Here is a 19,804-nt window from a genome sequence, read left to right as displayed (position 1 = left end):
GGCCAGTATGATAGTCTGATATAGTAGTTCGCATTTATAGTGCAAAATTACCAGGAGGTAATAACATGAGAAAATATCGATTGATGGACTGGCCGACATTCTTAGTTTCACTGTTGATTCTGATTTCAGTGGTTGTGCCACTGATCGCCTTCCCCGAGGCGAGTCGTGACACTATCCTTCAGTTGAACGCGTGGGTGACAACTGGACTTGGTGCGGTTTATCTGTCCATAGCGCTCGCGGTATTCTGTTTTGTGCTCTACATTGCCTTTGGAAAATATGGACAGGTGACACTTGGCGCCGAGTCCGATGATCCTGAGTTTGGTACATTCAGCTGGGCTGCCATGCTTTTTTGTGCCGGTATTGGATCGAGCATTCTATATTGGGGTGTTATAGAATGGGTCTACTATTATCAAGCACCCCCGTTCCATCTGGAACCTGGCAGTGAGGAAGCAATCAATTATGCCTCTACATATGGCATCTTCCACTGGGGCCCGATTGCATGGGCCATATATGTACTGCCGGCACTACCTATTGCCTATGCTCTATACGTCAAAAAAACACCGATATTGAAAATCAGTCTGGCATGTGAACCACTCCTTGGAAGACAGACGAAAAGATGGCCGGGAAAACTGATTGATATTTTATTCATATTTGGTCTGTTGGGTGGGGCCGGAACAACCTTGGGTCTAGCCACGCCGATGATTGCAGCAGGAATAGAGGTGCTTTTTGGAATTGATGACGGCGGAACGATGCTTCGTGTCGGCATATTGATTTCTGCCACCGCAATCTTCGCATTCAGCGCTTATTCTGGATTAAAGCGCGGCATTAAGGTGCTCAGTGACATCAATCTGTGGCTGACTTTCTTGCTACTTGGATTCGTGTTCATTGTAGGGCCGACGGTATTTATTATGGAGACAACGGTATCAAGTGTTGGGCTGATGCTCAAAGATTTCTTTAGGATGGCAACGTGGCTCGAACCGTTTGGTGGCTATCGTGATGTGCCTGAGACGTCTTTCCCGCAGGACTGGACAGTGTTCTATTGGGCTTGGTGGCTTGTCTATGCGCCATTCGTCGGACTTTTCATTGCACGTATTTCGAAAGGTCGTAGACTAAAGGAGGTCGTACTCGGCACATTGCTTTATGGTACGCTCGGCTGTGTACTCTTCTTTGGTATCCTCGGCAACTATGGGCTATGGCTCGAAATTTCAGGTACATTTTCTGTAACTGAAGTAATCAACAATGAAAGTGGAGAAGCGGCGATTATGGCCATCATTGGTCAATTGCCTTTCGGAAAAATCACCACTGCCTTATTCGTTGTGACCGCGCTCATTTACCTGGCGACGACATTCGATTCCGGTTCCTATATACTTGCTGGTACAACGCAGTCTGAAGTGGAGGGTGAACCGTATAGATGGAATCGACTGTTCTGGGCATTTGCGCTATCCGTATTGCCGTTCTCACTAATGTTGATCAGTGGTGAAGATTCACTTAGTCTGTTACAGACAGCCTCGATTGTTGCCGGGGCACCGCTTATCGTTATCTTTGCCATGCTCATGATATCATTCGTGAAAACACTTGGTGAGGATAGAATCAAGCTTGAGGAAAGACGCAGGAAGCATAAGGAGAAGGAGCGGCGGACTCTCTCCATTACCCATGCAAAACGTGATAGATGGTGGGAGTAGAATAAAAATTCAAGTGTTAAAAACGTACTTCAAAGTAACACTTTGAAGTACGTTTTTTGATGTACACTTTGCTGTTCAGTTACACGAAAGTGATATCAAAACTTTTAATTGATAAAGGACGATCAGAAGATGCGTTCTCCCTTAATAATTGTATACTTCAGGCTTGAAACATCATCATAAATGACGAGATCTGCATCGGCTCCTCGTCTAATCACGCCCTTGATATCACTCAGTCCAAGCTCAACGGCAGGGTTATACGCACTCATGCGGACGATATCTGGCCAGCTGCAACCAGTAAAATTACGCATGTTGCGGATAGCTTGCTGCATTGTCAGTACACTGCCAGCTAGCGTCCCGTCTGATAGTCTGGCTTCGTTACCGGAGACGTGGACAGTCTGTCCACCTAGGTCGTATGCGCCATCTGGCAGACCTTGTGCCCGCATGGCGTCGGTAATGAGTATGAGGCGCTCCGAGCTGATCGTGTTATAAGCGAGCTTCACCATTTCAGGTGCCGAGTGGATGCCATCCGCAATGATTTCCACATAAGGTGCGGCGATGTATGCGAAACCAACCACACCAGGCTCACGATGGTGGAGTCCGCGCATCCCGTTGTATAGATGAGTGATATGCGATAATCCGTCTTTCTCAGCTTGTTTCAATATGCCGTAAGTCGCATCTGTATGACCTGCAGAGGGGATGATATCCAAAGCGCGTACTGCTTCGAGGAAAGCCGTTGTGTCTGCCTCGGGAGCGTAAGTCAGAAGCCGGATGCGCTCACCAGATATATTCTGAAGGTGCCGAAGTATTTCCGTATCGGGAGTTAATATGTGCTTGGGATCTTGAGCGCCCGGGTGACGGGTTGAAATAAAGGGCCCCTCTAGGTGGATACCGAGCATTTCTGCACCAGAGACATATTTATAGTCCGCCAAATTAATCAGCGCTCGCTCTATGTCGGATATTGGTGCTGTCATGGTTGTAGAGAGATAAGCAGTCGAACCAGTACTTGGTAGATGCGCGGAAATCTTTTCAAGATATTCCATATCTGCATCCATAGCGTCAACACCATTCGCGCCGTGGATGTGCATTTCGATTGCCCCCGGAAGTACGTACATATTTTCTGCATCCAGCGTATTGTGAGCGTCAGGGCAGATCGCCATCGGACCAAAGTCTTCAATACTGCCATCACGGCACAAAAGCCAGTGGTCTATTAGAATCTTCTCATGCGTCACAAGATTTGCATTGTGGATCAAGTATTCCATCATTCCCTCGTCCTCTCCCTAGTGCTTTTTGGTCTTATTATAGTACAGTTACTAAAATTTCTGCATAACATAATTAAATATTATGATATATTGTAATAAAATATTTTAATAGAGAAGGAGTGAGTTTCTTATGTTGCGTTATATCCAGAATATGGGGCGTGCTTTTATGCTTCCTGTTGCGGTGCTACCAGCTGCAGCACTTTTGCTCGGTATAGGCTATGCGATTGATCCAGAAGGTTGGGGTGCAGGTAATGCAGTGGCTGGTATGTTCATCACAGCCGGCAACGCAATTTTGACCAACCTCGCCATACTTTTTGCGGTCGGGCTCGCTTTCGGTATGTCAAAGGATAAAAATGGAGCAGCCGCGATTGCTGGGCTCGTATCATTCCTTGTTGTAACCACTCTGCTCAGTGCAGATTCAGTGGCACTGCTCCGGGGCATCGAAGTCGAGCAAGTGGGTGAAGCATTCACCATCATAGACAACAATGTCTTCATCGGAATTATCACTGGTCTAGTCAGTGCCGCACTCTATAATCGCTTCAGCGGTACGAAACTTCCGGACTACCTCGCTTTTTTCAGCGGCAGGAGAGCAGTCCCGATCATTGCTGTATTTGTTATGGTATTAATCAGTGGTATTCTGTATTTCGTCTGGCCATTTATGTACAACGGGCTGTTCAGCTTCGGCCAATGGATCAGTGGCATGGGCGCCATCGGCGCAGGCATCTATGGTTTCTTCAATCGCTTGCTCATACCTACAGGTTTGCATCACGCGTTGAATTCCGTTTTCTGGTTCGATACGGTCGGTATCAATGATATCGGGAACTTCTGGAATAGTGCAGGTGAGACAGGTATCACTGGAAGATATCAGGCCGGTTTCTTCCCAATCATGATGTTCGGTCTACCAGGTGCGGCCCTTGCCATGTACCACACAGCAAAAACTGAATACAAGAAAGTGGCAGGGTCCATACTGCTTGCTGCCTCATTGACAGCATTTCTCACTGGTGTGACGGAACCTCTTGAATTTTCATTCATGTTTCTGGCCCCATTACTCTATGTGATTCACGCGCTTTTGACAGGCATATCGATGTTCATCGCAGCGCTATTTGAATGGACTGCGGGTTTTGGCTTTAGCGCGGGTCTAATCGATTTTGTGCTGAGTACGCAAGTGCCAATTGCGAATCAGCCGTACATGTTGATGTTACAAGGTATCGTATTCTTTATCATCTACTATGTCATCTTCAGAGTAGTCATTACAGCACTCGATCTTAAGACGCCAGGGCGGACAGATACGGTGCTTGAAGCAGAGGCGCCAGTTGGCACAGAAGAGGGTGAGGATCTCAAATCGGCACATAACGACAGATATTCCCGTAAGGCCGAGCAGATTCTAATCGGGCTTGGTGGTAAGGAGAACATCGACACAATTGACTACTGTACGACGCGGCTCCGCATGAACGTACATGATGATGCGCGAGTTGATGAAGAGAAGATTAAAGGGGCCGGCGCCCATGGTGTCATCAAGCCGGGTAAAAATAATATTCACGTCGTCGTCGGTACGGAAGTTGAACATGTAGCAGAAGAAATGAAACGTCTTCTGTAGATAATGGAGCATCTCAAACGAGGTGCTCTATTATATTTTGCAGAGAACATTTAGTATATAATGGAGTGAGACTTCAATATATAAGGGGGCATAGGATGTTTACATTTCGTCATCCAGTTCAAATCCGGTTCGGGGAGGGTGTCATATCCCAGATCAACGAAATAATAGAAGCAGAAGGCTACAGTCGAGTCGTCGTCGTCGCAGCCACTTCGCAGATGGAGAATGGTGTCATCGAATTTATAAATACTCAACTCGGTGATAGCGTCAAGGAAATCGTTTCCGGTATCGAAGCCAATCCGACCTTGGAAAACGTCGAAACGATTGTAGAGGCCATGGATGCCCACGACGCGCACGCTGTTATCGCAGTCGGTGGCGGTTCTGCGATGGATGCAGCGAAAGCTGCAGCTGCAGCATATATGCAAGGCATTGAAGTCCAGAATCTACTCGAACATGACGACTTCACTAAGGCACTGCCGATCATTGCGGTCCCATCGACCAGCGGTTCCGCATCGGAAGTGACGGCGTCAAGCATCATCAGTGATAAACAGCACGGATTGAAAGTGCCGCTGATTGGACCGGCGTTGTATCCGAAGACGGCCATTGTTGATCCTGAACTGACATTGACCTGTCCAGAGCGGGTGACCGCCATCTCCGGTATTGACATTCTTTGTCACGCGCTGGACTGTCTTGGTGCGGTCAAGCATAATCCGATTTCGGACGCACTAGCAATCCGTGCATCAAAACTTGCGTTTGAAAATCTGCTCACAGCGTATCAGGAGCCTTCTAATAGGGAGGCACGCACCAACTTGTCACTGGCAAGCATGACTGCCGGCCTTGCTTTCAGCCAAACCGGGACTTCCGGTTCCCATGCCATGAGTTACTACTTGACGACACAGTATGATGTGCCTCATGGAGAAGCCTGCGCATTTTCGATGGATGCCTGGTATGCAATTAATGCAAAAGCGAACCCTGAACTCGAACAGCATGCCAAAGATATCGGGTTTGCTGATGCAGAAGCTCTGAGTGAAGCGCTCAATACACTCAAACGCCAGATGGGTCTGGCTGTTACGTTCGAGGATCTCGGCATCAGCCGGGAAGACATCCCGAAAATTGCTGAAAAGAGTCTCAGGCCAGCCAATATGAAGAATAATATTGCTCAATTGTCGCAGGATGAAATCATCGAAATGCTCGAGAGAAAATAGAGATGTACCATGAAAAAGTATACGCTGTCTGCAATTTGTATTCTATTTCTGATTATTGCGGGGTGTAAGGATATGGAAGACAGGAACGATTATCTGGTGGGTGTCAACGGTGAGTTGACAGAAGCAGATCTTGCGGCAGTTGAGCTTGACCAGAGTGATATCAAACACCGATACAAGATGATGAAAGTGTATGTCATTACGATGACAGAGAAAGAGGCTATGGAGGTCGAAACACTCGATAAGGTGAGTTATGTTGAATTGGATCAGGCAGTCCGAGTTCCTGATCAGCCGGAGGGCAAGTGACTGATGACCTCGACGGTGCTCATTCGCAGGCCACAGCCAGAGGATGCCGCTGATATCGCGAGAATATGCAGATTCGGATGGCAACAGACCGTAGAAGGTATGCTGTCAGAGAGTCATCAGCAACAGACAATAGGTTTCTGGTACACAGAAAACAAGGTTCGCCAAGACATCGGTCGTGGACACTATAGCTTTGTTGCTGCAATCGATGTCTATGTTGTCGGTGTCATCGGCGGGGGGAAAGCGTCCAATAGTTCTGCAGAAATCCATGTTTTCTATGTAGATGATATGTATAGGTACCAAGGTATTGGCAGCAGGTTGCTAGATTATATGACTCAGCATCAACGAAACAAAGGATTCAGAGAACAGTGGGTATCCGTTCAAGAAGGGAACACTCATGGCCAGCCGTTCTATGAATCTAGAGGATTTGAGTACATGGGTCGGAAAATCCGAACGACAGGTACGGGAGAAACGCAAGTTTCAAACAGATACAAACGCACTCTATAGAAGCGCTTGGAATCCTATCCAAGCGCTTCTATAGCTTCTTTGGCAATGTTGATGTGGTAATCCATTCTTTCACTGAGGCCTTCGAGAAAGAAGGCAGCTTCACATTTTGTGATGTGTTCTTCGGCAAGTTTAGTATCTCCAAGCGCAATATTGATGAGCGCCATGAGGTGATGCGCTTTACCGAGGTAGAACATTGAGTTATTCTCCTGGATTCTGATCAGGAGTCTATAGCACAGATCCAACGCCTGCACATATGCGCTACTGTTGTATAAGCAGATCGCATACCCGTAATGCAGCTGGATGCTCATATATTGATCGAGATGGTTAGCATGCTGGAAGTCCACGATGCGTTCCCTGTGCCTCTGGTAGAGCGAGAGTGCATCATCATATCGATCCATAATCAGATAGAGATCGCCAAGTGTATTGATGATTTCAAGTTCAATCAGATTGACGTTCTTTGTTTCTGAAATGAGTTCGAGAAGCACTTTCTCAGATGCCTGAAACTTATCGTCGTTGCGGAAGTCAATCGCCGTGTAAGTACGGTAGAGCCGTTCATAGTTACGGTATTTCAAATCGTAATGTGGATGGATATTGATTGTTTCCTTGGCGTCCTGCAATGTAACTTTGAGCAAATCCGCATGACTGAAATATACGTATTCCCGAAGCTTCTCGAGATAGTAGTCTATCAATGCATATTCGGATTCATTATCGACAAAAAGTGTCTGCATAGTAATTCCGAGGCGTTGACACAATTTATATAGTACTTCAGCTGTGATCGCCGTGTCGCCTCGCTCGAACCGATAGATGGTCGTCATACCGCATATGCCCTCGGCCAAATCTTTGTGAGTGAGTCCTTTTTGCTGTCTGATCTCTTTAAATCTTATGTGGTATCTCATAAGCCGACTCCTTTTCTGAAAAATGTTCACAATTTTTGCATATGTGAATATTGCTGGCGATTTTTGAATCATGCATAATGTAATTATAAACAACGGAGGTGGTAATGGCGTGAAGAAGCTTATCAGTGTTGTTATATTGAGTACTATCCTATTGGTCTCAATCTCAGCGGTCAACATCCAAACAGCAGAAGCGAGTGTTGTGAAGAGTGGCTATGGAGAAGTTGGAACTTTCGGTAAAGGTTCTGGTTATCTTCCTGATGGCAGGCCAGCCCCTATCGGTGTTTATTAGCAACTTCTAGTAAGTTCATTTTTTCCTTACCCTTAATTGGATCTCCTCTGCCTCTAAATGCACCCGACCTCTTAAATTATTTAAGGCAGGGGGTCTTTTTTTTTTTGCGCTAATTTATTTGGAGGTACCTTCCATTAATGTACTAATATTATCACATTACCCTTTCATGTAAAAAAATATGTTGGCTTTTTCGATGGATCTCTCTGTTATAATAGCTTTATTAAATTATTATGATGGAGGATTCGATGAAGAAATATATCAGAGTCGTCGGTGCGGTCATAGTGAATGAACAAGATGAGATACTATGTGCACAAAGACCGAAAGGAAAAAGTCTCCCCTTGATGTGGGAGTTCCCTGGCGGCAAAATCGAAGCAGGGGAAGCACCGCGCGCAGCATTGAAGCGTGAACTGAAAGAAGAAATGGACTGTAGTATAGAGGTAGGAGACAAGATAACGACAACTGTACATGAATATGATTTTGGTACCGTTGAGCTTACAACGTATTATGCTAAGCATCTTGCAGGAGAGATTCAGCTACTCGAACATGTGGACATGAAATGGCTGCCCCGCAGAAATATAGATGCCCTCAACTGGGCACCTGCTGACATTCCAGCAATTGAGCTGATCAGAGATGGCAGCATAGAAAAATAGAAACAACTTGCCCAGACTGGATAGTCTGGGCTTTATAGTGGCATAAAATAAGAATTTTCAGTATAATCAGCCTTATAAAATTTTAAGGAGTGTTCCATTTTAATGAAGGTTTCCATAGTTGGCGCAGGAAATGGTGGTATTGTCGCAGCGGCTGATCTGACCTCAAGAGGCCACAAAGTGACACTATACCATTCCCTGCAGGCATTGAAAGATCCACACACAGACATCATGCAAGGCAGGGTCAATTATAAAGGAGAGCCACTTTATCTTCATCATTTCACGCAAGATCCACTTGAAGCGGTGAAAGATGCTGAAGTGATAATGACCTGCCTACCGACACATATACTCTCTCAGATGTTTGGTGAGATTATCCCTTATCTTGAGGACGGGCAGATGATCTTTATCAATGGTGCCAGCGCAATGAATAGTATGGTACTCAGCAACTTGCTCAAGGAGAAACGTCCGGAAGTCAACGTACTGATCGGTGAGTCCATGTCGCTGACTTATGCTGCAAGGTATGACTACGAGCAAAACGATGCCGACGTCATTCTTAAAAGTAAGCATAATCTTTTCAGCGCATACCCGAGTAGCGATACAGGAAAGATGATGGAGACGCTCACAGTCCTCTACGATACCCTTGTGCCGGCACAAAATATCATAGAAACGGCGTTGAACAATGGCAATCCGGAAAGTCACCCGGCACCATCTATTCTAAACACAGGCTATATCGACAATCACGGCGATACATTTTATCTCTACCGTGATGGCGTAACACATCATACAGTCAAAGTAATCGAAGCGATAGACAAAGAACGCCAGGAAGTATGTGAAGTGCTCGGGTTTGAGGTACTTGATAAATCTGCACGTTCGGAGCGTAGCACTTACTTTGAGCCGGATAAGCCACTTAAGGATCAATATAATGAAAGTCCTATACTAAAAGACTTGGTGGGTCCAGTCACTTTGAACAACCGTTATATTGTTGAGGATGTTGGATATGGGCTCGTATTATGGAAAAGCATTGCAGAAGCGGCATCAGTAAAGACGCCGGCGATCGATTCAATCATCCACTTAACTTCTCTTATGCTTGAAATGGACTTCGATAGAGAAGGACTGACAATCGATAAAATGGGTCTCGATAAGACGCGCGACTTGAATCTCCAAGTATAAATAAATCCCCGACTGCGACGGTCGGGGATTTTGTATTAGTCGTTTTTATTGTGGATGATGGTATCGGAACCTCGGTTCTTGGCAATCTCCTCAGCTCGGTTCTTAGCGTCACTCTTGTTGTCGTAAGTGTTGCTTGGACGCTTCGCTCCTTTGGTCTGAACTTTCCATTCATCATCTTCAAAAAATACTTCGACATCATTATCAGCAATCTTCCCACCTTGCTGTCCAGGGTCATCTTCGTGTTCTGTGACATCTTTATCTTTTAGTGCGTCGAGTTCTTTTTTGGAAGCATCAGAATACCATTCTTTTGCTTGCTCTGTACCAATTGGAATGGCACGCCCATCATCGTAACCTTCTTCAAGCAGCGCATTGATAATGTCGATCGCCTTTTTCCTTTCAAGCTTCTCCATGTTCTTTAGTGAATCCGGATAGTCGTCCATTGAATAAGGCATTATCATTTCTCCTTTTTTTGATTTTCTAGTAGTATAGTACCCATAAATCATAAAGTTAAAGGTGATAACATGCTCTACACATTCAATGTAACCTCCAATCACAGATCGGAATATATTAATATCGATACGCTGGTTGATCAGGCGCTCGAGAAAAGTGGCGTAAGGTCGGGGATCATTACTGTATTCACGCCGCATACAACAGCGGGTATCACAATCAATGAGAATGCGGACCCGGATGTAACGCGGGATCTTGTCTACGGAATGAATCAGACATTCGATAATAAGAATGAATACAGACATGCTGAAGGCAATTCGGATTCGCATATGAAGTCTTCTTTGACTGGCGCCAGTGAAACATTGATCATTGAAGATGGTAAAGTCATCTATGGCACTTGGCAGAGCACCTATTTTGCGGAATTTGATGGTCCGAGGACGCGGACAGTATACATCAAAGTTATCGAGGGGTAAAAAAACCTGCACTGGTCGAGTGCAGGAAAAAATAGGAGAAATTTTATGAGAAAATGGAATAGAGTCAGTTAATACGAATTAACTGCCTCTACTGTACTGAATTTTCTGATAAATTTCAACCCTGTATTTTATATTTTTTTGGAATTAACCTCTTGGAATTTGGGTAGAGTAGATTAAATAACTTCTTGGAGGTCTATATGGAACTTATAAAATCAATACTTGGTCTATTACTTAAAGTAACAGCGGTGCTTGCTATCATCACAACGATCGTTGCAGTGGTGGTTGCTTTCTTCCTAAAGAAGGATGTCGAAGAGATCAAAGATTTCACAGAAAAGCTCAAACGTGAAATTGAAGCAGAAACTAAATAATAGAAGGCTGACTTTCGATAGTCAGCCTTTTATTATGTGGGGAGTAACGCCGAGGGGGTAGGTAGGCTTATTACTTTTATTGATTTAGTAGGTATGCGATAAAAGTGTTGAAAAAAATCGTGAAAACCTTTAAAATGGTTAAGGCGGTTCAATGTAGACGAGGGACACACCAGCATTGATTACCATCGTTTCATCCTTTCATAGGATGATCAACTGGCCAGTTGAAATGGGGTCCGAGACATCTGTTAATCGATTTCCGGACATGGTATAATAAAAATATTATTCCAATTGGATGTTCCTCACCGCACAGCGGAATAGGTAAAGAGTAAAGGAGGCGAAATCAATGAGAGTAAATGTAACTTTGGCTTGCACTGAAAGTGGAGATCGTAACTACATTACGACTAAGAACAAAAGAAACAATCCTGAGCGTATCGAAATGAAGAAATTCTCCCCAAGACTGAACAAATACACGATCCACCGTGAAACAAAATAATTGGATCTGCCACCCTCCGGGGTGGCTTTTTATTTATCGCGATGCCTGTTTTCACTGCATCCCAATCAATACACTATGTTATATTGAGTAAAAGGGATAAAGGAGCTTTTTTATGACGACGATCATGGATGGCAAAGCAGTTGCGGCACATCTGTCGGAAGGTATAAAAGATGCGGTAGAGGAATCAAGAAAGCATGGAATCAGACCGAAAGTCGCGTTTGTAAGGGTTGGTGAGCTATCAGATGCCATATCGTACGAAAGGGCGGCGATGAAGCGGTTTGAGAAGCTGTCCATCGATACAGAGCAGTTCCATTTTCCAGATGACATTTCGAATAGGGCATTTCTAACTAAATTTCGTGAAATCAACGAGGACTATGCCATCAACGGTATATTGCTGTTGCAGCCGTTGCCTGACCACATCGATATGAGACGTGTTGTGGAGCTGATGAACCCGATCAAGGATATCGATGGGATGACCCCGTTCAATCTAGGACAGGTTCTGACGGGGGAACGCAACCGGCTGGAACCCTGTACACCAGCAGGCGTGATAGAAATGCTCGACTTCTATGATATTGATCTCGAAGGTAAGAATGTTACAGTGGTCGGAGCAAGCGCCGTTGTTGGTAAGCCGCTTTCTCTAATGTTGATGAATCGTAACGCCACAGTGACGATATGCAATGTATACACTGATGACTTAATCAAGAGATGCAAGGATGCAGATATCATCATCAGTGCAGCAGGTGTCATCAATCTTATCGGTCCCGAACATGTCAGGGAGGGGGCGGTGGTCGTGGATGTCGGTATCAACTTCAATGATGCAGGTAAAATGGTTGGTGACGTAAACTTTGAAGCAGTCAAGGACAAAACGTCATTCATTACGCCCGTGCCGGGTGGCATTGGGGCCATTACGACTACTGTCCTTGTCTACCATCTGATGCTAGCGACAGACTATCAAAAAGAGCCAGTACTCTTCTTGGAGCGCTGATTTGGAGCCACGCAGAAATTTTTCTGCGTGGCTTTTTCAAATCATGACGACGTTGAGCACGTCAATGAACGAAATGAATACCATTTCCTCATCTGTCTTGTCCATCGGTTGGCCGATGAGCACCATGCTCCATGCATCAACTTGAATCAGTTTTAAGTCGGTGTGAAAACGAAAGCCATCATAGTAATATTCTACTCTGACACTCCGTTTTTCTCGGAGGGCTCGCTTCAGAATACGGTTCATTTCTTCGAGGCGGTCATCTGACAAGATCGGCCGCTCCACTTTCATCTGATCTTCAATCATACTAGCAATTTTCTCAAACTGTTCGGGCATAGTGGCAAAGGGCGCCCACTTGATCATTCCGCGTCCTTGCGGAATATTCGAATCGAGATCTTCAATTGGTAATTTACGGTAATCCATACGCATCCCCTTCCCTGCCTGTTCGTTTATCTGTTTCAATTATACGAACATATGTTCTGTATTTCAAGAGGTATTAATTCTTTTCATTTAGGGTATGGTTACTGGTATGCTAAGATAATAGAAAAATTGTAGGAGGAATATCAATGATTGGGTATGTTGGCACCTATACTAAAGAACACGGCAAAGGTATCTACAAATTTGAACTGGATACTGAAGCGGGCAAGCTCGTTTCGGTAGAAGAGGCAGCGGAATCTCCCAATGCGACTTACCTGGATATAAGGAACGATCGCATCTATGCAGTAAAGCAAGGTAGGACGAAAGCAGGTATTGCTACGTTCGGTGTGAATGATTTTGAAGCAGGCGAACTGCGTTTTATCGAAGACTGTCTCGAGGAAGGGGCATCCGGGTGCCATCTAACACTCACATCGGATCAGAACTATTTGGTAGATGCGGTTTATCTGTCGGGTGAAATCAGACTGTATCGTGTGGATTCTCGCGGTATCGTGACAGAGCGACTGGATGTTTTCCAGGTAGAAGGGGACGGGCCTCACGAACGTCAGGACAATCCGCACTCCCACTTCGTCGTCGAAACGCCGGACCTCAAGTATATTGCGGCTGTCGATCTCGGAGCAGACAAAATTGTCACGCTCGAAATCAAAGAAGATAGACTTGAAAAGGTCTCCGAAAGCAAAGTTGCTGCAGGGAGCGGTCCAAGACACCTTGTCTTTGGAGACGGTGGGAAATATGCGTATATCTTTACGGAACTTTCCAATGAAGTCATCGTTGCGAACTATCACGACGGCGAATTCTTCCCAATCGAAACGTATTCTGCACTCCCTGAGTCTTTCGACGGCCATTCCCAGGGGAGTGCGATACGCAAGCACCCGAACGGTAAATACATCTACGTCTCGAATAGAGGACACAACAGCATCGCTGTATTCGAAATTGAGTCGGATGGCAAAACGCTCAAACGTACTCAAATCGAATCTACCAATGGAGACTGGCCACGAGACTTTAATATAACACCTGATGGAGAATATCTGGTTTGTGCTCACGAACGTTCCCACAATGTGGTGCTGTTCAAAATTAACGAGGACGGCACTATTGAACGTCAAGAAGGCGAAGTTGAAGCACCGGAAGGCGTCTTCGTCGGATTCCTCTAAATGAATAGAAAAAGTATATGGATTACTCTTGTACTTGTTCTGCTTGCGATGCTTGTGCTGTTTCTGCCTCTGGCAGACCGTACAAGCTCGTCGGAACGCGTCATCGTCGATCATACACTGAAAGAAATCTTCCACCCGGGATGTTTCGATCAGGCCGAGACGACAAATTATCTCGATGAAGTGTCATTCTCCAGAGCCACTGGAGAGCTGGACTATCGCATAGCAGATGCCTGTTCCAAAGAACGGCTTGAAACAGGCAAGGAAAGTGTAATAAGTAAAATATTTAGCGAATAAAAATTCCTGATAATATTGATTTTTCAGAAAAATTAAGATAGTATTTGTTTATACCATTTTTTCATTCTTTCAACTATTATTTTTGGAATTCCTTCCATTTAAAATCCCCGCCATGAAAATGGCGGGGATTTTAAATGGTTATTTTATTTTTACATCATCATAGCTTGAATCGCGGATGGCAAAAGCAACGTAGGGGCATGTTGGTTGCACTTTCTTGTTGTCTTCACGTGCCATCTCGACGATTTCATCAACAAGATCCCTAGCTAAACCTCTGTTTCGGTAGTCAGGCCTTGTATATGTGCTTGTTACATCGTAATATTCATCAGTTTCGGTGTAGACGAGTTCTGCGATAACATCGTGTCCTTCTTCTAGATAGAGCCTACCTGCTTCTTTTTTCAGCATACTTCTTCCTCCTTATGACAATGCTTTAGTGATCTGAGGTACTACTTGCTTCTTGCGTGAAACCACGCCTTCTAAAACTGCAGAATTATTGTCTAATGAAACGTCGAATGCTCTCTCGACAGACTGTGCTTCTGTACCGAGTGCAAGCACTCTAGAGTTGGAGTTCAGGATGTCTGTTACAACCAATACGAACAGATCATAGCCTTCTTGATCAATCTGACTGTGGATTGCATCTTCCAGTTCTTGTTTGCGCTCGAACACTTCGTCCACATCGACAACGTTAATTTGCGCAATGCGTGTCGTTCTCTGGCCCATCTCGAAAGATTTTGCATCTGCAGTGATGAGTGCTTCAGCCGTTTTATCTTTCGTAGAAGCACCTGCTTTAAGCATTTCGGTACCATAGCTCTCAATATCTATGTCTGCCATCTCCGCTAAAGACTGTGCTGCAACACTGTCTTCTTCCGTTGTTGTCGGCGATTTGAAAAGGAGTGTATCAGAAATAATGGCAGAAAGCATGAGTCCGGCCATTTCCTTTGAAATCAAGAGGTCATTTTCTTCATATACCTTCTTGAGGATGGTAGCTGTACAACCGACAGGTTCTGCACGATAGTAGAGCGGTCCCTCCGTCTGGAAGTTGGCAATTCTATGGTGATCATATACTTTCAATATGTTGGCCATTTCGATATTTTCTGCAGACTGCTGAAATTCATTGTGGTCTACAAGAATCACATCAGCGCCATCTTCAAGCGTTTCGAGCAGTTCCGGCGTTTTGACGCCAAAGTGCTCGAGTGCATACTGAGTTTCTGCTCCAATATTACCGAGGCGGTAGGCGCTTGCCTCATTGCCGAGTTGTTGCTCGATATCTGCTGTAACGATGGCTGAAGTGATTGTGTCTGTATCAGGATTCTGGTGTCCAAAAATTCTAATTTGAGTCATAATGTTGATTCTCCTTATGATTATGATATTACTTTTCCCATTTTATCATTGAATTATGCATCGTTCTATGGTTCTATAGTTGCCCCGAGTGCATTTTTGAAGTGTTCGAGTGCCATTTCATGAGCAGGCTCGTTAAAGGAGGCAACGCAGTCGCTAGGGACAATGATGTCATAGCCAAGATTGTAGGCGTCTACCGCTGTATGCATAATACAGATATCAGTCACGAGACCAGTCAGTGTTACGGCATCGATTTTCCGTTCCAGCAACAGCTGGTGGAGGGGTGTGCCGGCAAATGAACTGTAGCGCCTCTTATCAATGAAAAATACATTCTTTGCGTCCTTGATCTGTTGATAGATATCACGCACTTCACCGTAAAGTTCGCGGCCGTTGGTGTTTTCAATATTGTGTGCGGGAAACAGCTTCGATTCCGGATGCATTTCATCATCATCAAAGTGAAGATCCATCATGAAAAAGATGGGAGTACCAGCTTCATGTGATGTTTTAATCTTCTCTACGAGGGCAGCTTCGATTGCTTGGGCTGCCGTACCAGCAGTCAATCTGCCATCTGGTGCAGCAAAATCGTATGAATAGTCGATGACTAGCAGTGCATTGTTCATTCATTTTTCCTCCTGGAAACTTATGATATGGTTTTACATGATTCTATTGTGCCACATTGCCGCGCCTATACATAAATAAAATGTTCAATATAAGCGTTATGATTATAGCGACTGAGAAGAAGCTGAAATAATAGGTGCCTTCTGTCACTGTAATAATGTATCCGCCAACTACCGGCCCGGCAATACTGCCGAGGCTGAACATAATACCTGCCATAAGATTGCCGGCAGGCAAATTGAATTTCGGTGTAATATCCGTCATATAGCTGATGCCTAGAGAGTACATCGAACCGACAAATATCCCAGCTAGCGTAAATAGTAACAACAGCATGATGAACGAGTTATTAAATACTTCCATGAACAAAAAGGTCACTGCACCAAGGGCCAAAAGGACCGAAATGAGCCGCCCGCGTCCGATTCTGTCACCGAGCGCTCCGATTGGCACTTGTAATAGTATGGAACCGAAACTGAAGGCTGGCAGGATCCATGTAATATCCGATAACTGGAAATTGTTCCGGATGGCAAAAACCGGGAAATTACTGTTTAATGATGCCTCAAAAATGCCAAATAGCATTGGGAACAAGAAAGCAATCCAACTTGTCGTGAGTACGGCCTTGAAGTTCTTGAATGTGTTGAATATAGTTACTTTTACACCTGAGTCAATCGGTTTTTCCCTCTCAGCGCCTCGAAGCAGGAAAATGAGCGGCCAGCCGATCATGGTGAGCACTCCGGAGACAAGGAATGGCAGAGGTTCCCAGATGGTCACAAGTTCACTGACTTTAGGTCCGATCATAAAGCCGAGCGAAAAGAACAGGCCATAGAATGCAATGACCTTGCCAAGTTTGTGCTGTGGTGTACTTTGTGTCAGCCAAGTCTGGGTGCTGAAATGTAAGACGTTATCGCCGATGCCGACAAGCAATCTCAACAGAAACCAGATCCAAATGGAGTCAAGTACCGGAAAGAGCAACAGACAGATGCCAACGATGATGCCGCCGGTGATGATCATAGGCCGGAATCCGTATTTTCTTAACGGTGCTTCTATAAAAAGGGCTGATAAGAATACACCTATGTAAAGCCCTGATGCATGCAGTCCGTTGATTGTCGCATGGACCTCCCGGTTCTCGAAAATAAAAGAAATAAGGGGGAGAAGCATCCCTTGAGAAAAACCGGATATGCAGACAATAAGGGATAGGACGATAAAGCGCGCCCTGAAACTCTCGAATTTCATGTGAATCCTCCTGTAATATTATGTCGATAAAAAATTGTTGTGTTAGAATGATTATAACTGATTTACAGCACTTCATGGAGGGACTGGAACAAATGTATCAATTTGAAGATGACAGTTTTATGCTGCATACCGATCTGTATCAGATCAATATGAGTAAAACCTACCTAGAACAAGGTCTCAAGGACCGTACAGCAGTATTCGATCTTTATTTCAGAAATATGCCGTTTGGCAATGGATATGCAGTATTTGCCGGACTCGAACGCATCATTGACTTTCTTAGGAATCTGAAATTTTCGGAGTCCGATATCGAGTATCTGAAATCGATTGGATATGACGATGATTTTCTATCATACCTCAAGGATTTGCGCTTCACCGGCAATGTCCGTGCCATGCAGGAAGGTGAGGTTGTTTTTGCCAACATGCCACTGGTTCAAGTAGAAGCGCCAATCATCGAAGCGCAGCTCGTGGAGACGGCGCTTCTTAATATCGTCAATTTCCAGACACTCATTGCCACCAAGGCGAGCCGTATCCGTCAAATTGTACCTGAGAGTACACTAATGGAGTTTGGTACGCGTCGTGCGCACGAGTTCGATGCAGCACTTTGGGGCGCGCGTGCGGCCATCATTGGTGGGTTCGACGGCACGAGCAATGTGCGTGCAGCGAAACTATTCGGTCTCACGGCGAGTGGTACGCATGCGCATGCCATGGTCCAGGCGTACGGGGATGACTACGAGGCATTCAAAGCCTACGCTGATACCCATGATAACTGCGTCTTCTTAGTGGATACTTTCGACACATTGAAATCAGGTGTGCCAAATGCAATTAAAGTGGCCAAGGAATATGGTGATAAGATCAATTTCATCGGCATCCGGCTCGACTCGGGTGACATTGCCTACCTATCAAAAGAGGCAAGGAAAATGCTCGATGCTGCAGGATTCCAAGAGGCCAAGATTATTGTTTCGAACGATCTCGATGAATTGACGATCCTCTCCCTCCTCTCCCAAGGTGCGAAAGTCGATAGCTTTGGGATAGGCACTAAGCTGATTACCGCTTATGACCAGCCCGCGCTTGGCGCAGTGTACAAGCTTGTCGCCATAGAAAATGAGGCGGGCGAACTTGAAAACCGCATCAAGATTTCAGGTAACCCAGAAAAAGTGACTACACCTGGGAAAAAGAACATCCATCGTATCATCAACCGTAATACTGGCATGTCGGAAGGTGAATATATTACGTATTTTGGGGAAAAGACAGAGCAGGACGCACCATTGCTTATGTTCCACCCCATTCATACAATGAAGCGCAAACTCATCCGTTCCTACGAGATGGTCGAATTGATGAAAGATATTTTCGTCGATGGCGAATGTGTCTATGAACCAGAAAGCGTTGATATGATGAAGCAACGACACGAGCAGGGACTGACTCTGCTTTGGGAAGAATACAAGCGCTTTTTGAACCCGGAGGAGTATCCGGTCGATCTCTCAAAGACGTTGTGGCAAATCAAGCAAGACCTTATTGAGGAAGCGAGTAATAAAACATTGGAGTGATATGAAATGACAGCATTGCAAGCAGATATTCTAAAGGAATTCCATGTAAAGCCTGAAATCGACCCGGCAACGGAAGTCAGGGAAATCATCGATTTCATGAAGGACTACGTCAAGCATCATACATTCATCAAGTCATTCGTACTCGGAATCTCAGGTGGTCAGGACTCCACGCTGCTCGGTAAACTTACGCAGATGGCAGTTGACGAACTGAATGAAGAAACAGATGGCGGCTATGAATTTCACGCATTGCGCCTGCCTTACGGCAAGCAGAATGATGAACAGGATGCGCTTGATGCGATAGAATATATAAAACCAACACATACCGCAACCATCAATATTCGTCCAAATGTCGAGCAGAGTGTCGCATCGCTCAAGGAAGCAGGCTATGTACTGAGCGATTTTGTCGAAGGAAATGAGAAAGCGCGAGAGCGAATGAAGGCGCAGTACGCGGTTGCTGCCTCGACAAGCGGTATAGTACTCGGTACGGATCACCCAGCAGAAGCCATTACTGGATTCTACACGAAATTTGGTGACGGTGCAGCCGATTTGATTCCTCTATTCGGTTTAAACAAAAGGCAGGGCAGGATGCTACTCGAGTACCTCGGTGCCCCTGAACATCTGGCCAATAAACTGCCGACTGCCGATCTTGAAGATGACAGACCTCTGATCAGTGATGAAGAGGCACTCGGTGTCACTTATGACGCGATTGATGATTTTCTTGAAGGAAAGGAAGTATCACAGGCGGATTACGATACGATCATCAAGTGGTATAAAAAGACCCAACACAAGCGGGATGATGCGTACAACCGCTACAATACACCTGCGTATGATGCACAGCAGGAAGAATAGTACAAAAACAAAAGATATACTCACTCAGGAAAGGTAGAA

General features: G+C 45.1%; 24 protein-coding genes. 16 read left to right on the top strand and 8 right to left on the bottom strand.

Annotated elements, in window-relative coordinates; translation table 11 throughout:
• Positions 1-65 precede the first annotated feature (65 nt).
• Entirely contained in the window at positions 66-1,682 is a 1,617-nt protein-coding gene (locus tag ACFOJ8_RS04905; protein WP_380652679.1) for a BCCT family transporter, read from the top strand.
• 122 nt (positions 1,683-1,804) lie between these two features.
• On the opposite strand, the gene nagA is transcribed toward ACFOJ8_RS04905, so the two are convergent.
• A complete protein-coding gene (gene nagA / locus ACFOJ8_RS04900; RefSeq protein ID WP_380652682.1) occupies positions 1,805-2,944 on the bottom strand; it encodes an N-acetylglucosamine-6-phosphate deacetylase in 1,140 nt (379 codons plus the stop codon).
• Between the two features lie 127 nt (positions 2,945-3,071).
• Between nagA and nagE the strand changes: the two genes are divergently transcribed.
• The 4 genes from nagE to ACFOJ8_RS04880 all read left to right on the top strand — a co-directional run bounded on the left by nagE (position 3,072) and on the right by ACFOJ8_RS04880 (position 6,547).
• Positions 3,072-4,538, top strand: a complete 1,467-nt coding sequence (gene nagE, locus ACFOJ8_RS04895) for an N-acetylglucosamine-specific PTS transporter subunit IIBC (protein ID WP_380652683.1) — start codon at positions 3,072-3,074, stop codon at positions 4,536-4,538.
• A gap of 95 nt (positions 4,539-4,633) precedes the next feature.
• A complete protein-coding gene (locus ACFOJ8_RS04890) occupies positions 4,634-5,740 on the top strand; it encodes an iron-containing alcohol dehydrogenase (RefSeq protein ID WP_380652685.1) in 1,107 nt (368 codons plus the stop codon).
• Positions 5,741-5,749: 9 nt separating this feature from the next.
• The gene (locus tag ACFOJ8_RS04885) at positions 5,750-6,043 is read left to right on the top strand and encodes a protease inhibitor I9 family protein (protein ID WP_380652688.1); all 294 of its coding nucleotides are present in this window, start codon (positions 5,750-5,752) and stop codon (positions 6,041-6,043) included.
• Between the two features lie 3 nt (positions 6,044-6,046).
• Positions 6,047-6,547, top strand: coding sequence for a GNAT family N-acetyltransferase (locus ACFOJ8_RS04880; protein WP_380652690.1), 501 nt, complete (start codon positions 6,047-6,049; stop codon positions 6,545-6,547).
• A 14-nt stretch (positions 6,548-6,561) separates the two neighbouring features.
• On the opposite strand, the gene ACFOJ8_RS04875 is transcribed toward ACFOJ8_RS04880, so the two are convergent.
• Positions 6,562-7,443 carry a helix-turn-helix domain-containing protein gene (locus ACFOJ8_RS04875; protein ID WP_380652693.1) on the bottom strand — a complete coding sequence of 294 codons (882 nt, stop codon included), beginning with the start codon at positions 7,441-7,443 and terminating at the stop codon, positions 6,562-6,564.
• A gap of 109 nt (positions 7,444-7,552) precedes the next feature.
• Between ACFOJ8_RS04875 and ACFOJ8_RS04870 the strand changes: the two genes are divergently transcribed.
• From ACFOJ8_RS04870 to ACFOJ8_RS04860, 3 genes are all read left to right on the top strand, one after another.
• On the top strand, positions 7,553-7,732 hold the full coding sequence (locus ACFOJ8_RS04870; RefSeq protein WP_380652696.1) for a hypothetical protein: 180 nt from the start codon (positions 7,553-7,555) through the stop codon (positions 7,730-7,732).
• A 245-nt stretch (positions 7,733-7,977) separates the two neighbouring features.
• Positions 7,978-8,382 carry a (deoxy)nucleoside triphosphate pyrophosphohydrolase gene (locus ACFOJ8_RS04865; protein ID WP_380652699.1) on the top strand — a complete coding sequence of 135 codons (405 nt, stop codon included), beginning with the start codon at positions 7,978-7,980 and terminating at the stop codon, positions 8,380-8,382.
• 102 nt (positions 8,383-8,484) lie between these two features.
• The gene (locus ACFOJ8_RS04860; RefSeq protein WP_380652702.1) at positions 8,485-9,549 is read left to right on the top strand and encodes an NAD/NADP-dependent octopine/nopaline dehydrogenase family protein; all 1,065 of its coding nucleotides are present in this window, start codon (positions 8,485-8,487) and stop codon (positions 9,547-9,549) included.
• Between the two features lie 35 nt (positions 9,550-9,584).
• Here the strand turns inward: ACFOJ8_RS04860 and ACFOJ8_RS04855 are convergent, their stop codons facing one another.
• Positions 9,585-10,001 (bottom strand): DUF2188 domain-containing protein, encoded by a 417-nt coding sequence (locus ACFOJ8_RS04855; protein ID WP_380652704.1) that lies wholly within the window; start codon positions 9,999-10,001, stop codon positions 9,585-9,587.
• 69 nt (positions 10,002-10,070) lie between these two features.
• On the opposite strand from ACFOJ8_RS04855, the gene ACFOJ8_RS04850 reads away from it, so the two are divergent.
• The 4 genes from ACFOJ8_RS04850 (at position 10,071) to ACFOJ8_RS04835 (ending at position 12,315) form a co-directional block, all read left to right on the top strand.
• On the top strand, positions 10,071-10,469 hold the full coding sequence (locus ACFOJ8_RS04850; protein ID WP_380652707.1) for a secondary thiamine-phosphate synthase enzyme YjbQ: 399 nt from the start codon (positions 10,071-10,073) through the stop codon (positions 10,467-10,469).
• Between the two features lie 197 nt (positions 10,470-10,666).
• Positions 10,667-10,837: a hypothetical protein gene (locus tag ACFOJ8_RS04845; protein WP_380652709.1), complete on the top strand. Its 171-nt coding sequence runs from the start codon at positions 10,667-10,669 to the stop codon at positions 10,835-10,837.
• A gap of 343 nt (positions 10,838-11,180) precedes the next feature.
• A complete protein-coding gene (rpmG, locus tag ACFOJ8_RS04840; protein WP_380652712.1) occupies positions 11,181-11,330 on the top strand; it encodes a 50S ribosomal protein L33 in 150 nt (49 codons plus the stop codon).
• A 112-nt stretch (positions 11,331-11,442) separates the two neighbouring features.
• Positions 11,443-12,315 (top strand): bifunctional 5,10-methylenetetrahydrofolate dehydrogenase/5,10-methenyltetrahydrofolate cyclohydrolase, encoded by an 873-nt coding sequence (locus tag ACFOJ8_RS04835; RefSeq protein WP_380652715.1) that lies wholly within the window; start codon positions 11,443-11,445, stop codon positions 12,313-12,315.
• Positions 12,316-12,351: 36 nt separating this feature from the next.
• Here the strand turns inward: ACFOJ8_RS04835 and ACFOJ8_RS04830 are convergent, their stop codons facing one another.
• Positions 12,352-12,774 carry a YolD-like family protein gene (locus ACFOJ8_RS04830; protein WP_380659886.1) on the bottom strand — a complete coding sequence of 141 codons (423 nt, stop codon included), beginning with the start codon at positions 12,772-12,774 and terminating at the stop codon, positions 12,352-12,354.
• Positions 12,775-12,878: 104 nt separating this feature from the next.
• Here ACFOJ8_RS04830 and ACFOJ8_RS04825 point away from each other — a divergent pair, with 104 nt between their 5' ends.
• Positions 12,879-13,898 carry a lactonase family protein gene (locus tag ACFOJ8_RS04825; protein ID WP_380652721.1) on the top strand — a complete coding sequence of 340 codons (1,020 nt, stop codon included), beginning with the start codon at positions 12,879-12,881 and terminating at the stop codon, positions 13,896-13,898.
• Positions 13,899-14,192 (top strand): alpha-amylase, encoded by a 294-nt coding sequence (locus ACFOJ8_RS04820; RefSeq protein WP_380652724.1) that lies wholly within the window; start codon positions 13,899-13,901, stop codon positions 14,190-14,192.
• A 138-nt stretch (positions 14,193-14,330) separates the two neighbouring features.
• On the opposite strand, the gene ACFOJ8_RS04815 is transcribed toward ACFOJ8_RS04820, so the two are convergent.
• The 4 genes from ACFOJ8_RS04815 to ACFOJ8_RS04800 all read right to left on the bottom strand — a co-directional run bounded on the left by ACFOJ8_RS04815 (position 14,331) and on the right by ACFOJ8_RS04800 (position 17,372).
• Complete coding sequence (locus tag ACFOJ8_RS04815) at positions 14,331-14,594, bottom strand: GNAT family N-acetyltransferase (RefSeq protein ID WP_380652727.1); 264 nt, start codon at positions 14,592-14,594, stop codon at positions 14,331-14,333.
• Between the two features lie 12 nt (positions 14,595-14,606).
• Complete coding sequence (locus ACFOJ8_RS04810) at positions 14,607-15,530, bottom strand: manganese-dependent inorganic pyrophosphatase (RefSeq protein ID WP_380652730.1); 924 nt, start codon at positions 15,528-15,530, stop codon at positions 14,607-14,609.
• A 65-nt stretch (positions 15,531-15,595) separates the two neighbouring features.
• Positions 15,596-16,147, bottom strand: coding sequence for a cysteine hydrolase family protein (locus ACFOJ8_RS04805; protein WP_380652733.1), 552 nt, complete (start codon positions 16,145-16,147; stop codon positions 15,596-15,598).
• Between the two features lie 43 nt (positions 16,148-16,190).
• Entirely contained in the window at positions 16,191-17,372 is a 1,182-nt protein-coding gene (locus ACFOJ8_RS04800) for an MFS transporter (RefSeq protein ID WP_380652736.1), read from the bottom strand.
• A gap of 92 nt (positions 17,373-17,464) precedes the next feature.
• Between ACFOJ8_RS04800 and ACFOJ8_RS04795 the strand changes: the two genes are divergently transcribed.
• Positions 17,465-18,916 (top strand): nicotinate phosphoribosyltransferase, encoded by a 1,452-nt coding sequence (locus ACFOJ8_RS04795; protein ID WP_380656996.1) that lies wholly within the window; start codon positions 17,465-17,467, stop codon positions 18,914-18,916.
• 6 nt (positions 18,917-18,922) lie between these two features.
• Positions 18,923-19,765, top strand: a complete 843-nt coding sequence (gene nadE, locus ACFOJ8_RS04790) for an ammonia-dependent NAD(+) synthetase (protein WP_380652739.1) — start codon at positions 18,923-18,925, stop codon at positions 19,763-19,765.
• Positions 19,766-19,804: the final 39 nt, after the last annotated feature.

Source organism: Salinicoccus sesuvii (assembly GCF_042648145.1).
GTDB classification, from domain to species: domain Bacteria; phylum Bacillota; class Bacilli; order Staphylococcales; family Salinicoccaceae; genus Salinicoccus; species Salinicoccus sesuvii.
Note: the sequence above shows the minus strand (reverse complement) of the source record. Positions and strands in the feature narration are given on the sequence as shown.

Excerpts from the sequence above, each read along its gene's own strand:
- ACFOJ8_RS04905 (WP_380652679.1), top strand. The coding sequence starts at position 66 with ATGAGAAAATATCGATTGATGGACTGGCCGACATTCTTAGTTTCACTG.
- nagA (WP_380652682.1), bottom strand. The coding sequence starts at position 2,944 with ATGATGGAATACTTGATCCACAATGCAAATCTTGTGACGCATGAGAAG.
- nagE (WP_380652683.1), top strand. The coding sequence starts at position 3,072 with ATGTTGCGTTATATCCAGAATATGGGGCGTGCTTTTATGCTTCCTGTT.
- ACFOJ8_RS04890 (WP_380652685.1), top strand. The coding sequence starts at position 4,634 with ATGTTTACATTTCGTCATCCAGTTCAAATCCGGTTCGGGGAGGGTGTC.
- ACFOJ8_RS04885 (WP_380652688.1), top strand. The coding sequence starts at position 5,750 with ATGAAAAAGTATACGCTGTCTGCAATTTGTATTCTATTTCTGATTATT.
- ACFOJ8_RS04880 (WP_380652690.1), top strand. The coding sequence starts at position 6,047 with ATGACCTCGACGGTGCTCATTCGCAGGCCACAGCCAGAGGATGCCGCT.
- ACFOJ8_RS04875 (WP_380652693.1), bottom strand. The coding sequence starts at position 7,443 with ATGAGATACCACATAAGATTTAAAGAGATCAGACAGCAAAAAGGACTC.
- ACFOJ8_RS04865 (WP_380652699.1), top strand. The coding sequence starts at position 7,978 with ATGAAGAAATATATCAGAGTCGTCGGTGCGGTCATAGTGAATGAACAA.
- ACFOJ8_RS04860 (WP_380652702.1), top strand. The coding sequence starts at position 8,485 with ATGAAGGTTTCCATAGTTGGCGCAGGAAATGGTGGTATTGTCGCAGCG.
- ACFOJ8_RS04855 (WP_380652704.1), bottom strand. The coding sequence starts at position 10,001 with ATGCCTTATTCAATGGACGACTATCCGGATTCACTAAAGAACATGGAG.
- ACFOJ8_RS04850 (WP_380652707.1), top strand. The coding sequence starts at position 10,071 with ATGCTCTACACATTCAATGTAACCTCCAATCACAGATCGGAATATATT.
- ACFOJ8_RS04845 (WP_380652709.1), top strand. The coding sequence starts at position 10,667 with ATGGAACTTATAAAATCAATACTTGGTCTATTACTTAAAGTAACAGCG.
- rpmG (WP_380652712.1), top strand. The coding sequence starts at position 11,181 with ATGAGAGTAAATGTAACTTTGGCTTGCACTGAAAGTGGAGATCGTAAC.
- ACFOJ8_RS04835 (WP_380652715.1), top strand. The coding sequence starts at position 11,443 with ATGACGACGATCATGGATGGCAAAGCAGTTGCGGCACATCTGTCGGAA.
- ACFOJ8_RS04825 (WP_380652721.1), top strand. The coding sequence starts at position 12,879 with ATGATTGGGTATGTTGGCACCTATACTAAAGAACACGGCAAAGGTATC.
- ACFOJ8_RS04820 (WP_380652724.1), top strand. The coding sequence starts at position 13,899 with ATGAATAGAAAAAGTATATGGATTACTCTTGTACTTGTTCTGCTTGCG.
- ACFOJ8_RS04815 (WP_380652727.1), bottom strand. The coding sequence starts at position 14,594 with ATGCTGAAAAAAGAAGCAGGTAGGCTCTATCTAGAAGAAGGACACGAT.
- ACFOJ8_RS04810 (WP_380652730.1), bottom strand. The coding sequence starts at position 15,530 with ATGACTCAAATTAGAATTTTTGGACACCAGAATCCTGATACAGACACA.
- ACFOJ8_RS04805 (WP_380652733.1), bottom strand. The coding sequence starts at position 16,147 with ATGAACAATGCACTGCTAGTCATCGACTATTCATACGATTTTGCTGCA.
- ACFOJ8_RS04800 (WP_380652736.1), bottom strand. The coding sequence starts at position 17,372 with ATGAAATTCGAGAGTTTCAGGGCGCGCTTTATCGTCCTATCCCTTATT.
- ACFOJ8_RS04795 (WP_380656996.1), top strand. The coding sequence starts at position 17,465 with ATGTATCAATTTGAAGATGACAGTTTTATGCTGCATACCGATCTGTAT.
- nadE (WP_380652739.1), top strand. The coding sequence starts at position 18,923 with ATGACAGCATTGCAAGCAGATATTCTAAAGGAATTCCATGTAAAGCCT.